At 39.0% G+C, this 13,035-nt stretch carries 17 protein-coding genes and 2 pseudogenes; 10 read left to right on the top strand and 9 right to left on the bottom strand.

From position 1 onward, the window contains the following. Positions 1-12: 12 nt before the first annotated feature. Positions 13-1,122 carry an endospore germination permease gene (locus Q5794_RS16320; RefSeq protein ID WP_214988386.1) on the bottom strand — a complete coding sequence of 370 codons (1,110 nt, stop codon included), beginning with the start codon at positions 1,120-1,122 and terminating at the stop codon, positions 13-15. Positions 1,123-1,137: 15 nt separating this feature from the next. Then, the gene (locus tag Q5794_RS16315; RefSeq protein WP_214988388.1) at positions 1,138-1,371 is read right to left on the bottom strand and encodes a hypothetical protein; all 234 of its coding nucleotides are present in this window, start codon (positions 1,369-1,371) and stop codon (positions 1,138-1,140) included. Positions 1,372-1,592: 221 nt separating this feature from the next. On the opposite strand from Q5794_RS16315, the gene Q5794_RS16310 reads away from it, so the two are divergent. From Q5794_RS16310 to Q5794_RS16295, 4 genes are all read left to right on the top strand, one after another. After that, positions 1,593-1,865 carry a hypothetical protein gene (locus Q5794_RS16310; RefSeq protein WP_025751130.1) on the top strand — a complete coding sequence of 91 codons (273 nt, stop codon included), beginning with the start codon at positions 1,593-1,595 and terminating at the stop codon, positions 1,863-1,865. 84 nt (positions 1,866-1,949) lie between these two features. Continuing rightward, on the top strand, positions 1,950-2,141 hold the full coding sequence (locus Q5794_RS16305; protein WP_014459359.1) for a hypothetical protein: 192 nt from the start codon (positions 1,950-1,952) through the stop codon (positions 2,139-2,141). Between the two features lie 42 nt (positions 2,142-2,183). Beyond that, positions 2,184-2,555 (top strand): hypothetical protein, encoded by a 372-nt coding sequence (locus tag Q5794_RS16300; RefSeq protein ID WP_116071220.1) that lies wholly within the window; start codon positions 2,184-2,186, stop codon positions 2,553-2,555. Positions 2,556-2,599: 44 nt separating this feature from the next. After that, the gene (locus Q5794_RS16295; RefSeq protein ID WP_192994191.1) at positions 2,600-3,133 is read left to right on the top strand and encodes a GNAT family N-acetyltransferase; all 534 of its coding nucleotides are present in this window, start codon (positions 2,600-2,602) and stop codon (positions 3,131-3,133) included. 251 nt (positions 3,134-3,384) lie between these two features. On the opposite strand, the gene Q5794_RS16290 is transcribed toward Q5794_RS16295, so the two are convergent. Then, complete coding sequence (locus tag Q5794_RS16290; RefSeq protein ID WP_214988389.1) at positions 3,385-4,134, bottom strand: MerR family transcriptional regulator; 750 nt, start codon at positions 4,132-4,134, stop codon at positions 3,385-3,387. Between the two features lie 158 nt (positions 4,135-4,292). On the opposite strand from Q5794_RS16290, the gene Q5794_RS16285 reads away from it, so the two are divergent. Together Q5794_RS16285 and Q5794_RS16280 are read left to right on the top strand one after the other, a co-directional pair. Beyond that, positions 4,293-4,745: a MarR family winged helix-turn-helix transcriptional regulator gene (locus Q5794_RS16285; protein WP_192994189.1), complete on the top strand. Its 453-nt coding sequence runs from the start codon at positions 4,293-4,295 to the stop codon at positions 4,743-4,745. Between the two features lie 22 nt (positions 4,746-4,767). Then, positions 4,768-6,375 (top strand): MDR family MFS transporter, encoded by a 1,608-nt coding sequence (locus tag Q5794_RS16280; protein ID WP_192994188.1) that lies wholly within the window; start codon positions 4,768-4,770, stop codon positions 6,373-6,375. A 34-nt stretch (positions 6,376-6,409) separates the two neighbouring features. On the opposite strand, the gene Q5794_RS16275 is transcribed toward Q5794_RS16280, so the two are convergent. Both Q5794_RS16275 and Q5794_RS16270 read right to left on the bottom strand, forming a co-directional pair. After that, the gene (locus tag Q5794_RS16275; protein ID WP_192994187.1) at positions 6,410-6,562 is read right to left on the bottom strand and encodes a hypothetical protein; all 153 of its coding nucleotides are present in this window, start codon (positions 6,560-6,562) and stop codon (positions 6,410-6,412) included. 25 nt (positions 6,563-6,587) lie between these two features. Further along, complete coding sequence (locus Q5794_RS16270; protein WP_013083869.1) at positions 6,588-6,770, bottom strand: YolD-like family protein; 183 nt, start codon at positions 6,768-6,770, stop codon at positions 6,588-6,590. Between the two features lie 85 nt (positions 6,771-6,855). Between Q5794_RS16270 and Q5794_RS16265 the strand changes: the two are divergent. Next, a pseudogene (locus tag Q5794_RS16265) lies at positions 6,856-7,401 on the top strand (MFS transporter); the annotation flags it as partial. 34 nt (positions 7,402-7,435) lie between these two features. Here the strand turns inward: Q5794_RS16265 and Q5794_RS16260 are convergent. Together Q5794_RS16260 and Q5794_RS16255 are read right to left on the bottom strand one after the other, a co-directional pair. Then, complete coding sequence (locus tag Q5794_RS16260) at positions 7,436-7,588, bottom strand: hypothetical protein (protein ID WP_192994187.1); 153 nt, start codon at positions 7,586-7,588, stop codon at positions 7,436-7,438. Positions 7,589-7,613: 25 nt separating this feature from the next. After that, positions 7,614-7,796 (bottom strand): YolD-like family protein, encoded by a 183-nt coding sequence (locus Q5794_RS16255; protein WP_013083869.1) that lies wholly within the window; start codon positions 7,794-7,796, stop codon positions 7,614-7,616. Positions 7,797-7,881: 85 nt separating this feature from the next. Here Q5794_RS16255 and Q5794_RS16250 point away from each other — a divergent pair. Continuing rightward, positions 7,882-8,427, top strand: a pseudogene (locus tag Q5794_RS16250) (MFS transporter); the annotation flags it as partial. A gap of 56 nt (positions 8,428-8,483) precedes the next feature. On the opposite strand, the gene Q5794_RS16245 reads toward Q5794_RS16250, so the two are convergent. Continuing rightward, entirely contained in the window at positions 8,484-8,615 is a 132-nt protein-coding gene (locus Q5794_RS16245) for a hypothetical protein (RefSeq protein WP_374988158.1), read from the bottom strand. Positions 8,616-8,640: 25 nt separating this feature from the next. Beyond that, entirely contained in the window at positions 8,641-8,823 is a 183-nt protein-coding gene (locus Q5794_RS16240; protein ID WP_013083869.1) for a YolD-like family protein, read from the bottom strand. Positions 8,824-9,441: 618 nt separating this feature from the next. Here Q5794_RS16240 and Q5794_RS16235 point away from each other — a divergent pair. After that, positions 9,442-11,250 (top strand): assimilatory sulfite reductase (NADPH) flavoprotein subunit, encoded by a 1,809-nt coding sequence (locus tag Q5794_RS16235; protein WP_374988157.1) that lies wholly within the window; start codon positions 9,442-9,444, stop codon positions 11,248-11,250. Positions 11,251-11,272: 22 nt separating this feature from the next. Then, positions 11,273-12,994, top strand: coding sequence for an assimilatory sulfite reductase (NADPH) hemoprotein subunit (cysI, locus tag Q5794_RS16230; RefSeq protein ID WP_374988156.1), 1,722 nt, complete (start codon positions 11,273-11,275; stop codon positions 12,992-12,994). The last annotated feature ends 41 nt before the right edge of the window (positions 12,995-13,035 follow it).

Here is a 13,035-nt window from a genome sequence, read left to right as displayed (position 1 = left end):
TAAGCGGCTTTTTTATTTGGATAAAGACGCAGAATGCTTTACGCGAATTTTCCCAACTATTAATAATCCAAGAGGGTAAAATAGCCCAAATAACAGACTGTACGGAATCCACGTATCTCTGTCCCACGTTTGTTCATATGGAATGCTTGGATACACGATAAGTGAAAATGTAACGGCAATAATGCCTAGCGGAAGAGTTAAAACTCGGTAGTTTTTTAATTCAAGAATTTGAGCGAGTCCAGAAACGGTCGCATAATAGTAGAGAGATGTTTTAAAATAAAGAGATAAAAACCACATAATAACCATAATTACTTCAATGTTTTTTAGAAAATCCGCAACTTCGATCCGTCTTGCAAGCTCATAGCTTGGATATAAAGCAATACGTGTATACGTATTTCCAAGTACAAGAATGCCAAGCAATAAGATAATAATCATAATGCCTCCGCCGATTAAGCTTCCCGTAAAAAAAGCGCGGTTTCGCTGGTCTGGTTCCGCTAAGTGAGCAGGGAAAACGGTTAGCAATACAATAAAAGTGAGAGACGTAATACTTGTAAATACCAGAATAGATCTGATAATAGGCTTAACGCCTACCTCTAACAAAGGCTGCAAATTCTCATAATGAATTTGAGGGAAGATCGAAAAAACTAAGATTAAGAACGGAATAACAAACCAAGGAAAGAGAATTTCAGCACAGCGGGCAATCGTTTCAATGCCAAGCCGAACGCCGACAATCACAATTCCCATAAACAAAATATGAACAGCAAGCATAGGTGTTTGAATAATAATGCGAGTTGTTAGAAACGAGCCCACGTAAAACAAAACTTGACTGCAAAAAAGAAGAGTAGAAGCGACAAATAAAAGAGAGACGAACTTTCCTTGCCACTTGCCTAAAATGGCTTCGTTTAGTTCCATGAGCGTTTTATTAGGATAAAGGCTAGAAAGTTTGATATACATCCATACAAGAAAAACGCCTACACCTACGCCTAAAATAGCTGGAATCCATGCCTCTTGTTTAGAATCAGCCGTTAAGCTTCCAGGAACGACTAAAATGGTGTCGCCTAAACTATAAAAAATGACGAGTATTCGAAACTGTGCTGCGGATAAATTCATCTGACTATGCACGTTGTTCACTTCCTTTTATTTCAACCGACTGAACAAAAAATCACTAAAAGGTTTTAATAAAAAAGCAATGCCGTCTCCGGGGTTAGGGATCTCCACACCGCCGTATTTTAAACTAACAATTAAAATACTTACTGTGAACAAACTCCAAAAAATTTGCTTTTCTTTTTTACTGTTCACTTTTTTTAAATAAGGTATTTCTACTAAACAAACAGCTGCACAAAGTAAAAAAATCCCTAAAAATATAAGCATGTATCAACCTCAATAGTAACCCTTTAAAAATGATGAAGGGAAGTTAAAGACGCCTGTGTTTCAAAGATAGTATCACCTAAAAAGGCTTGATTTATGAAAAGTAAGACTAAAGACAGGGCAAAACCGTGTTATAATGACCAAGTTGAGCGTTATAATAGAGAAAAAACAGCATGACTACAAACAAGTAGATACATAACAAGGTAAGGATGGGAGAGATATATATGGCAGATGAGCTCAAAAAAATGCTAGATGACAAAGAAAAGGTGCAGCTTATTATCGCCGCTGTTGTCATGCTTGGAGGCCTGGTCGTTTTGTTAAAAAGTGTTGCAACGGGTCAGGCAATGGGCCAAAAATGGCTAGAAAGTCAAGGGAACGCAGACACAGATCTGTATCTTGAAACGATAAAAAGCTACATACATCTGTATCAAATTGTGGGTGGCGTCATGTTTGGAGGAGGCCTCCTCACGTTACTTCGTGCTAAGCTAAAGAAATGAAGCGACTGAAAAATAAAAGATCATAGTCCAAAAGAAGTGTCATATCTTTTTAATAACTTAAAAAATAGTGAAAAGGAGTTATGTATGAATAATGAAGAAAATACACCGGCTTATCATCTGTTTATGATGATAGGAGCGCTTGCTATGCTGATTTTTGGTGTTGTCGGTTTCTTTATTCAGTATCCTGCTACGTTAAGTTTTGTGATGTGTATTGGCGGAAGTATTATATTTTTGCTGCATTTATTTGAATATATGAAACCTAAAAATGAACTATAGCATCTTCAAACGAGGAAATCTAGAAGCAAAGGAAGATGAGAAATGCGGAAACACCGTACGTATGAAACGCTAGTTGATCTTTATCAAAAAAGCGCCAAAATTCATTATGAAATCGATTATCGAAATAAAAAATCTGTAAAAAAAGGCAATCGAGCTGCAGAAGATTTGAAAAAAATTGCGCAGCTCATTCATTTATATTATCCAGGCATGCTGTTTGAATTTGCAACACTGCTGACGAATCCTACTTATCGAATTGACTTATGGGCTGCACATCATATTTTAGAAATCATGAGCTATTCACCAATGCTTGAGGACAACGCGCTTTCCGTCATTGAACGCTACGCCGACGAAAATGATTTTACAGCTTTAGGAAATCGCATGTGGTTAGACCAGTGGAAAGAAAAACAGCGCTAAAATTGGGCTAAGCAAACAAGAATAACCAAAAGGAAGATAGGTATATGAGTCTACGTATATTAAAGAACGGTATAGGCGTCAGCATTCGAGAAGCAGCACCGAAAGACGCAGAGAAAATGATTGCTTTTTACAACCGGGTAGGAGGAGAAAGCGATTTTCTTTCATTTGGAGAAGGTGAGTTTCTTACACCTCTTTCAGAGTACGAACTGTTTTTAGCTTCTGTAAAACAAGAGCAAAATGCTCTTATAGTTGTGGCTGAAAAAGAAGAGAAAATCACTAGTATCGCATCCATCACCTCGTCTCAAAACCCGCGTAATAAGCATGTGGGAACCCTCGGTATTGTAGTAGAGAAATCTTATAGCGGGCTAGGGTTAGGCAGACAGCTAATGATTGAGCTGATTGAATGGGCACGTACGAATAAACAAACAAAAAAAATCGAACTTGTGACGCGAGAAGATAACCAAAGAGCTATTTCTTTATACAGGGAGCTAGGGTTTCAAACAGAAGGATTAAAAGAAAAAGACACCTATATAAATGGCGTGTACTATAATACAGTGCTTATGGGTCTTCACTTATAAAAGAGGCTGGGACAAAAGTATATTAAGTGAATGAAAATCCGAACGATGAATCGTTCGGATTTTTTCATTGTGGTGATGAACATAGGCTTCCTATAGGTAGGTGCTTCTAGCGGTTTTGGAGGCTCAGCGGCGCCCGCGGAACGCGAAGCCTTGGACGGAAATCAACAGCGGCGGAACAAGCAGGTCAGATCATATATGCTAATTGTTCGTCTTTAGTTTGAATTGACATAGTTATATCTCAGTCTTTTTGTTTATTGTTTTTTAGCGTCCGCAAATACACTCATCGCCTCGTTCATAAATTTGGCTAATCCTTTTCCATAGCGGTCAATGTTAGTTGTAAATCGCTCATCTTGCACATACATTTTTCCAAGAACTTTAAAGGCTTCTAATGAATATGTTCCAAAGTTCTCATTTAAAAATTGATACCATGTCGCAATAGCTTTTTGAGCTTCTGTAGAGGATGGTGACAGATCACGAAGCGAAGCTAAGTGAGTGTAGATACTTTCCCATTCGTTTGACATGTGCTGCTGTTCTTCTTGTGAAAAGCTTTGTACTTTTTCGTTCGCTTCATCTACCCGCTGGTTTCCCCAGCGCTTCCGTGCTTCTTCTTCGTATGGGGTATGCGAAAAATCCAGTCCGTTAAACCGCTCTTTTTCGTTCATTTCAATCGCTCCTTTTTCATATTGAATCGTTTTATTAATGGTTACAATCATTTGATCGAGCCGACTGCGTTTTTCAATCAGCATGTTTTTTTGCAAAATTAATGCTTCTGTGCGATTAAACGTCGGGTCTGTTATAATCTCGTGAATTTGTTTTAAGGGGAAGCCAAGTTCTTTAAAAAATAATATTTGCTGAAGCATATCAAGGTTAGCCGGTGAATAAAGCCGGTAGCCGGATTCACTGACGGCATCAGGTTTTAATAATCCAATTTCATCATAGTGATGCAGCGTGCGGACGCTGATTCCTACTAAGTCAGCAACTTCTTTTACTTTTCTGTTCATTCTTTCATCTCCCTTCTGAAATCTACTATAAAATATAACGCAGCGTAAGGGTCAATACTAAAAAAGAAATAATTGACTTTTAGTTTATATGCATTTATATTTAATTAGCATTAACTATTTATGATATGAAATAAATAAGCAAGCCTGGAGGAATAGATGTGACAAAAAGCAATCAGTATCTTGGAGAGATTCGTTCGTCGCTTCAAGTGCTATTTGAAAAAATGCAGCCCGAAATGATGGAGAGCCTAAATGAGCACGAGATGACTCCTACGCAATTATTTGTTCTTTCTTATTTAAAGAAAGTAGGGAGCAGTAAGGTTTCTCAAATTGCAGAACTCATGGATGTCAAACCGAGCGCCGTGACTCTTTTAGTAGATCGTCTTGAACAACACAATTTTGTTGTAAGAGAACATAATAAAGAGGACAGACGAGTCGTTGATATTACCTTAACGGAGTTTGGGCATCGCAAGCTTGAAGATGTGCTGAATGGTCGAAAAGCCATTATAGACCGCTATCTTTTGCATTTAACAGAAGAAGAGCTTTCTATGATGGCTTCTATTACGAAAAAGCTTGCAACGTCAGCTGCTTCTTATAAAGATAAGCAGCAGTAACAAAAAAGAGGAGAGACACACGATGGAAAATCAAAAAAATTCAAAGCGCACGCTTTTATTAATTGGGTTAATTATTGCGATGTTCTTTTCTGCACTTGATGGAACCATTGTCGGAACAGCTATGCCAAGAATCGTAGGAGATCTTGGTGGTTTAAGCATGATGACATGGCTGACAACAGCCTATCTATTAACGTCGACAACGGTTGTTCCGATTGCAGGGAAGCTCGCTGATTTAGTAGGACGCAGAGTAATTTATGTTACAGGACTTATTATTTTTATGGTTGCCTCTGCTCTATGTGGAATGGCAAATAACATGACAGAGCTTATTTTATTCCGTGCATTACAAGGAATTGGCGGCGGCGTTATGATGCCGATGGCAATGATTGTAATCGGTGATTTATTTACAGGAAAAGCACGAGCAAAATTTCAAGGAGTATTCGGAGGAATTTACGGTCTTGCTTCTGTCATTGGTCCACAAATTGGCGGATGGATTGTTGATTCACTGAATTGGAAATGGGTGTTTTACATCAACTTGCCGGTAGGGATACTCGCTACCGTTTTTATTGCACTGGGACTTCAAGGAAAGAAACATACGGGACCTGTGAAATTCGATGTAGCGGGTATGTTCACAATGGTAATCGGAGTAGTGAGCTTGCTTCTGGCCCTGAGCTTTGGAGGAAAAGACTACGACTGGAACTCTTGGCAAATTGTTAGTCTATTTACACTGGCTGTTGTTGGGATCATAAGCTTTATTATTGTGGAAACGAAAGCGAAAGAGCCGATTCTTCCGATGTATTTATTTAAGAACCGAACGTTTACGCTTTTAAATATCATTGGCTTTTTTATGAGCATCGGCATGTTCGGAGCCATTACGTTTGTTCCGTTCTTTATGCAAGGAATCGTTGGAGTCAGCGCCTCGGAATCAGGTACTATTATGACGCCGATGATGATTTCAATGATTGTAACAAGTATTATTGGAGGACAGCTTGTTTATAAAGTTGGAATCAAGCCTCAAATTGTTACGGGTATGCTCATTATGGCAGGAGGGTTCTTTTTATTAACAACATTAGACCTTCACACTAGCAAGCTTGTTGCTACTTCTTATATGGCCATAATCGGTTTAGGAATGGGTCTTGTGATGCCAATTTTAACACTTGCTCTTCAAGAAAGCTTTTCAAAAGAAGAGCTCGGTGTGGTTACATCATCAAGTCAATTTTTCCGTTCAATTGGAGGAACGTTCGGTATTACTATCTTAGGAGCGGTAATGAATGCAAAATCAGGTACGCTTCTTACTGACAAACTCGTTCCATATTTAAACACATTGCCTGCTCAAGCAAGTGCTTTTGCGGACGGATTTAAAAAAGCGATTGATACGAATCCTGAAAGTGTGCTGCAGATGCTGTTTAGCCCTCAAGCGCTAAAGAGTATTCCATCTGCGCTTTCAGACAGCATTGTGCCAATTTTGAAGACCTCGCTAATGAGCGCATTGCACAGCGTCTTTTTCATGGGCTTAGCTTTTATTATTTTAGGAGCGGTATGCACATTGTTCTTAAGGCAGATCAAGCTTTCAAATAAAAAAGCCGAAGAAAAACCAGAAGAAGGCATTGCTGAAGTAGAGCCATCACATTAAAAAAAGCGCACAAATTTGTGCGCTTTTTTCTATATTAACTAGTTGTTTCATTAGGCTTACGAAGAAAAGTGGATTGTTTAGACGTGTCATACGAAATTTGATCAAGCAAATACGTTAAATATAAGTTCAGTTCAAACCGATCTTCCGACACAAAATCTGTAAGCGCTTGCTTATTATCTTTCCACATGGTAATTCCTCCTTAATTTTACATACTAATGAATGGATTTAATATCAGAAAGCAAAAGGGAAACAACGGCTTCATTTTCGTCTTTTACGGATAGAATTTGCTGATGGAGATTTAAGTTGTGCACGCGGCCTTTGCACGTTTGCAACGTCCCATCTTTATAGTAAGAAACAGTTATCGTCCCACTTTTCGTTAATTCTCGTAAAAACATTCAAGAAGCCTCCTTAAAAAAGATTACCTGATTTAAAAGCCAGTCCTTTCATTTGAGATGAGCAAAAGGGAATTGTATGTACTGCAAGCTTGTTGCTACTTCTTATATGGCCATAATCGGTTTAGGAATGGGTCTTGTGATGCCAATTTTAACACTTGCTCTTCAAGAAAGCTTTTCAAAAGAAGAGCTCGGTGTGGTTACATCATCAAGTCAATTTTTCCGTTCAATTGGAGGAACGTTCGGTATTACTATCTTAGGAGCGGTAATGAATGCAAAATCAGGTACGCTTCTTACTGACAAACTCGTTCCATATTTAAACACATTGCCTGCTCAAGCAAGTGCTTTTGCGGACGGATTTAAAAAAGCGATTGATACGAATCCTGAAAGTGTGCTGCAGATGCTGTTTAGCCCTCAAGCGCTAAAGAGTATTCCATCTGCGCTTTCAGACAGCATTGTGCCAATTTTGAAGACCTCGCTAATGAGCGCATTGCACAGCGTCTTTTTCATGGGCTTAGCTTTTATTATTTTAGGAGCGGTATGCACATTGTTCTTAAGGCAGATCAAGCTTTCAAATAAAAAAGCCGAAGAAAAACCAGAAGAAGGCATTGCTGAAGTAGAGCCATCACATTAAAAAAAGCGCACAAATTTGTGCGCTTTTTTCTATATTAACTAGTTGTTTCATTAGGCTTACGAAGAAAAGTGGATTGTTTAGACGTGTCATACGAAATTTGATCAAGCAAATACGTTAAATATAAGTTCAGTTCAAACCGATCTTCCGACACAAAATCTGTAAGCGCTTGCTTATTATCTTTCCACATGGTAATTCCTCCTTAATTTTACATACTAATGAATGGATTTAATATCAGAAAGCAAAAGGGAAACAACGGCTTCATTTTCGTCTTTTACGGATAGAATTTGCTGATGGAGATTTAAGTTGTGCACGCGGCCTTTGCACGTTTGCAACGTCCCATCTTTATAGTAAGAAACAGTTATCGTCCCACTTTTCGTTAATTCTCGTAAAAACATTCAAGAAGCCTCCTTAAAAAAGATTACCTGATTTAAAAGCCAGTCCTTTCATTTGAGATGAGCAAAAGGGAATTGTATGTACTGCAAGCTTGTTGCTACTTCTTATATGGCCATAATCGGTTTAGGAATGGGTCTTGTGATGCCAATTTTAACACTTGCTCTTCAAGAAAGCTTTTCAAAAGAAGAGCTCGGTGTGGTTACATCATCAAGTCAATTTTTCCGTTCAATTGGAGGAACGTTCGGTATTACTATCTTAGGAGCGGTAATGAATGCAAAATCAGGTACGCTTCTTACTGACAAACTCGTTCCATATTTAAACACATTGCCTGCTCAAGCAAGTGCTTTTGCGGACGGATTTAAAAAAGCGATTGATACGAATCCTGAAAGTGTGCTGCAGATGCTGTTTAGCCCTCAAGCGCTAAAGAGTATTCCATCTGCGCTTTCAGACAGCATTGTGCCAATTTTGAAGACCTCGCTAATGAGCGCATTGCACAGCGTCTTTTTCATGGGCTTAGCTTTTATTATTTTAGGAGCGGTATGCACATTGTTCTTAAGGCAGATCAAGCTTTCAAATAAAAAAGCCGAAGAAAAACCAGAAGAAGGCATTGCTGAAGTAGAGCCATCACATTAAAAAAAGCGCACAAATTTGTGCGCTTTTTTCTATATTAACTAGTTGTTTCATTAGGCTTACGAAGAAAAAGTGGATTGTTTAGACGTGTCATACGAAATTTGATCAAGCAAATACGTTAAATATAAGTTCAGTTCAAACCGATCTTCCGACACAAAATCTGTAAGCGCTTGCTTATTATCTTTCCACATGGTAATTCCTCCTTAATTTTACATACTAATGAATGGATTTAATATCAGAAAGCAAAAGGGAAACAACGGCTTCATTTTCGTCTTTTACGGATAGAATTTGCTGATGGAGATTTAAGTTGTGCACGCGGCCTTTGCACGTTTGCAACGTCCCATCTTTATAGTAAGAAACAGTTATCGTCCCACTTTTCGTTAATTCTCGTAAAAACATTCAAGAAGCCTCCTTAAAAAAGATTACCTGATTTAAAAGCCAGTCCTTTCATTTGAGATGAGCAAAAGGGAATTGTATGTACTGCAAGCTTCCCTTTATATTCTTCAATGTGTATGAATAGATCGAATAAAAGGTTGCTAGCTCACCTATAAACTGTCCTAAGTTTCAGAATATACTGTCTTTTACGTATAGTGTTTTTTAAAAGGATTAATGTTACATTTATTATGTAACATTCTGATGAGAAAGAAAACCGTTTCTACAAAACTTCTCTAAAAATTACAAAATATTCATATTCATGTGAAGGATGCAGAATGAACAAATATGGAAGGAAACGCGTTTATAAAAAACGTAACGACAGCTTCAATTATTAATGATCTTAATACTAGTTATCAATTATATGTATTTTACTAATTTATTCTTCTCCGATAAAATGCAGGTAGACGAATTTGATAAGAATTTTCTAATGATTTATATAATTAAATTTGATATAATCTATAGGAATAATAATGTATGAAGGGAAACATCATTGATTAATTAGACACAGGTATTAAATGTTGTTGAAGATGATTCGTAAAAACATACATATTTAAATTATATATTTTTGTGAGGTGGACAGTGTTGCAACTTAAGGTAGTAAACAGCCCTTTTAATCAAGAACAAGCAGATTTGCTTAATCGCCTTCTGCCGACATTAACAGAAGCACAAAAAATGTGGTTGAGCGGTTATTTAACAGCATCTCAATCTACGTCTGCCGAAGGAACGCCAGACGTTTCTACAGCAGCGCCTGATCAAACGAAGCAGACAGTTTCAAAAGACGTAACGATTCTTTACGGATCACAAACAGGAAATGCTCAAGGACTTGCTGAAAATACAGGCAAAACGCTTGAAGCAAAAGGTTTTAATGTAACTGTATCTTCTATGAATGATTTCAAACCAAATAATTTAAAGAAACTTGAAAATTTATTAATTGTCGTAAGTACACATGGAGAAGGAGAGCCGCCTGATAATGCGCTATCTTTCCATGAATTTCTTCACGGCCGTCGAGCGCCAAAACTTGAGAACTTCCGTTTCTCTGTCTTATCGCTTGGAGACAGCTCATACGAATTTTTCTGTCAAACAGGAAAAGAATTTGATGTGCGCTTAGCAGAACTTGGCGGTGAAAGACTGTATCCGCGCGTTGACTGTGATTTAGATTTTGAAGAGCCTGCAAATAAATGGCTTAAAGGTGTTATTGACGGATTAAGCGAAGCGAAAGGACACAGCGCTTCGGCAGCTGTTCCAGCGGAAGCGCCTGCAGGAACTTCACCATATTCAAGAACAAATCCTTTTAAAGCAGAAGTGCTTGAGAACTTAAACTTAAACGGCCGCGGATCAAATAAAGAAACGCGACACTTAGAACTATCTCTAGAAGGTTCAGGTTTGACGTATGAACCAGGAGACAGTTTAGGTATTTATCCTGAAAATGACCCGGAGCTTGTTGATCTTCTTCTTAACGAATTCAAGTGGGATGCAAGTGAAAGTGTAACGGTTAATAAAGAAGGAGAAACGCGTCCTCTTAGAGAAGCGCTAATCTCTAATTTTGAAATTACCGTTTTAACAAAGCCGCTTTTAAAGCAAACAGCTGAGCTTACTGGAAACGATAAGTTAAAAGCGCTTGTAGAAAATCGCGAGGAATTAAAAGCATACACACAAGGCCGTGATGTGATTGACTTAGTTCGTGACTTCGGCCCATGGAACGTATCGGCACAAGAGTTTGTAGCCATTTTACGTAAAATGCCAGCGCGCCTTTACTCGATTGCAAGCAGCTTATCAGCAAACCCTGATGAAGTTCATCTAACAATCGGAGCGGTACGCTACGAAGCGCATGGACGCGAGCGTAAAGGTGTTTGTTCAGTCCTGTGTTCAGAACGTTTGCAGCCAGGCGATACGATTCCTGTATACCTTCAAAGCAATAAAAACTTTAAGCTTCCTCAAGATCAAGAAACGCCAATTATTATGGTAGGACCTGGTACAGGTGTGGCTCCGTTCCGCTCATTTATGCAAGAGCGTGAAGAAACAGGGGCAAAAGGCAAGTCATGGATGTTCTTTGGAGATCAGCACTTCGTAACGGACTTCCTTTACCAAACAGAATGGCAAAAGTGGTTAAAAGATGGCGTACTGACAAAAATGGACGTGGCGTTTTCACGCGATACAGAAGAAAAAGTATACGTACAAAACCGTATGCTCGAACATAGTAAAGAATTATTCCAATGGTTAGAAGAAGGCGCATCTTTTTATGTGTGCGGAGATAAAACAAATATGGCACGCGACGTGCACAACACGCTAGTTGAAATTATCGAAACAGAAGGCAAGATGAGCCGTGAACAGGCGGAAGGTTACCTTGCTGAAATGAAGAAACAAAAACGTTATCAGCGTGATGTATACTGAGGATTGAAAGGAGATTTTCAACATGGTAAACAAAATTTTAAAAGCGCCCGAAGGTCCTCCAAGTGACGTTGAGCGCATAAAAGATGAAAGTAATTATTTGCGCGGTACATTAGGAGAAACAATGCTCGACCGCATCAGCTCAGGTATTTCTGAAGACGATAATCGTTTGATGAAGTTCCACGGAAGCTACTTGCAAGATGACCGAGATCTTCGTAATGAACGTCAAAAACAAAAGCTAGAGCCAGCTTACCAATTCATGCTTCGCGTCCGTACACCAGGCGGTGTTTCAACACCAGAACAGTGGCTAGTGATGGATGATTTAGCACAAAAATACGGAAATGGAACGTTAAAGCTGACAACTCGTCAAGCATTCCAAATGCACGGCATTTTAAAGTGGAACATGAAGAAAACGATTCAAGAAATTCATGCTTCTTTATTAGATACAATTGCAGCTTGCGGAGATGTAAACCGTAACGTAATGTGCAATCCGAATCCGTATCAGTCAGAAGTACACGCTGAAGTATTTGAATGGTCAAAAAAATTAAGTGATTACTTATTGCCTCGTACAAGAGCGTACCACGAACTTTGGCTAGATGAAGAGAAAGTGATCAGCACACCGGAAGTGGAAGAAGAAGTGGAACCAATGTATGGTCCGCTCTATTTGCCAAGAAAGTTCAAAATTGGCGTAGCTGTTCCACCGTCTAACGATATTGACGTGTATTCACAAGACCTTGGCTTTATTGCCATTTTAGAAGACAAGAAACTTGTTGGGTTTAACGTAGCAATCGGCGGCGGTATGGGTATGACGCACGGAGATAAAGCAACTTACCCTCAGCTTGCAAAAGTGATTGGGTTCTGTCGACCTGATCAAATTCTAGAAGTAGCTGAAAAAATCATTACGATTCAACGTGATTATGGAAACCGCTCTGTACGTAAAAACGCTCGTTTTAAATACACGGTTGATCGTCTTGGATTAGAAACGGTAAAAGAAGAGCTTGAAAATCGTCTGGGCTGGAGCTTAGACGAAGCAAAATCTTATCACTTTGATCATAACGGCGACCGCTACGGCTGGGAAAAAGGTGTAAAAGGAAAATGGCACTTTACTCTTTTTGTTCAAGGTGGACGTATTGCTGACTTTGAAGACTATAAGCTTATGACGGGTCTTCGTGAAATTGCAAAAGTTCATAGCGGTGATTTCCGTTTAACGGCCAATCAAAATTTAATTATCGCGAACGTATCAACTGAAAAGAAAAAACAAATTAGTGACCTCATCGAACAATATGGACTAACTGACGGCAAGCATTATTCGGCTCTTCGCCGCAGCTCATTAGCTTGTGTATCGCTTCCAACTTGCGGGCTTGCTATGGCGGAAGCTGAGCGTTATCTCCCAGTTCTTCTTGAGAAAATTGAAGCAATTGTAGATGAAAACGGCCTTCGCGATAAAGAAATCACCATTCGTATGACGGGCTGTCCTAACGGCTGTGCACGTCCTGCTTTAGGTGAAATTGCTTTTATCGGTAAAGCACCGGGTAAATACAATATGTATCTTGGAGCAGCATTTGATGGCAGCCGCTTAAGCAAAATGTACCGTGAAAATATCAGTGAAGAAGAAATTTTAAACGAACTGCGCGTCTTACTTCCTCGCTATGCAAAAGAGAGAGAAGAAGGCGAGCACTTTGGTGACTTTGTCATCCGCGCTGGTGTAATCGAAGCTGTAACAGACGGCACGAATTTCCACGCATAATACGTATGAAGGGACCTTTCTAAACTTACAGAAAGGTCCCT

Origin of the sequence: Priestia megaterium, assembly GCF_041941685.1 — a bacterium.
Classification (GTDB): Bacteria; Bacillota; Bacilli; order Bacillales; family Bacillaceae_H; genus Priestia; species Priestia megaterium_C.
The sequence above is the reverse complement of the archived record's forward strand: the minus strand, read 5'-3'. Positions and strand labels throughout refer to the sequence as shown.

Coding starts and splice junctions, on each gene's coding strand:
- Q5794_RS16245 (WP_374988158.1), bottom strand. CDS start 8,615: ATGTGGAAAGATAATAAGCAAGCGCTTACAGATTTTGTGTCGGAAGAT.
- Q5794_RS16260 (WP_192994187.1), bottom strand. CDS start 7,588: ATGTGGAAAGATAATAAGCAAGCGCTTACAGATTTTGTGTCGGAAGAT.
- Q5794_RS16310 (WP_025751130.1), top strand. CDS start 1,593: ATGGCAGATGAGCTCAAAAAAATGCTAGATGACAAAGAAAAGGTGCAG.
- Q5794_RS16280 (WP_192994188.1), top strand. CDS start 4,768: ATGGAAAATCAAAAAAATTCAAAGCGCACGCTTTTATTAATTGGGTTA.
- Q5794_RS16270 (WP_013083869.1), bottom strand. CDS start 6,770: ATGTTTTTACGAGAATTAACGAAAAGTGGGACGATAACTGTTTCTTAC.
- Q5794_RS16290 (WP_214988389.1), bottom strand. CDS start 4,134: ATGAACAGAAAAGTAAAAGAAGTTGCTGACTTAGTAGGAATCAGCGTC.
- Q5794_RS16305 (WP_014459359.1), top strand. CDS start 1,950: ATGAATAATGAAGAAAATACACCGGCTTATCATCTGTTTATGATGATA.
- Q5794_RS16240 (WP_013083869.1), bottom strand. CDS start 8,823: ATGTTTTTACGAGAATTAACGAAAAGTGGGACGATAACTGTTTCTTAC.
- Q5794_RS16295 (WP_192994191.1), top strand. CDS start 2,600: ATGAGTCTACGTATATTAAAGAACGGTATAGGCGTCAGCATTCGAGAA.
- Q5794_RS16300 (WP_116071220.1), top strand. CDS start 2,184: ATGCGGAAACACCGTACGTATGAAACGCTAGTTGATCTTTATCAAAAA.
- Q5794_RS16275 (WP_192994187.1), bottom strand. CDS start 6,562: ATGTGGAAAGATAATAAGCAAGCGCTTACAGATTTTGTGTCGGAAGAT.
- Q5794_RS16255 (WP_013083869.1), bottom strand. CDS start 7,796: ATGTTTTTACGAGAATTAACGAAAAGTGGGACGATAACTGTTTCTTAC.
- Q5794_RS16315 (WP_214988388.1), bottom strand. CDS start 1,371: ATGCTTATATTTTTAGGGATTTTTTTACTTTGTGCAGCTGTTTGTTTA.
- cysI (WP_374988156.1), top strand. CDS start 11,273: ATGGTAAACAAAATTTTAAAAGCGCCCGAAGGTCCTCCAAGTGACGTT.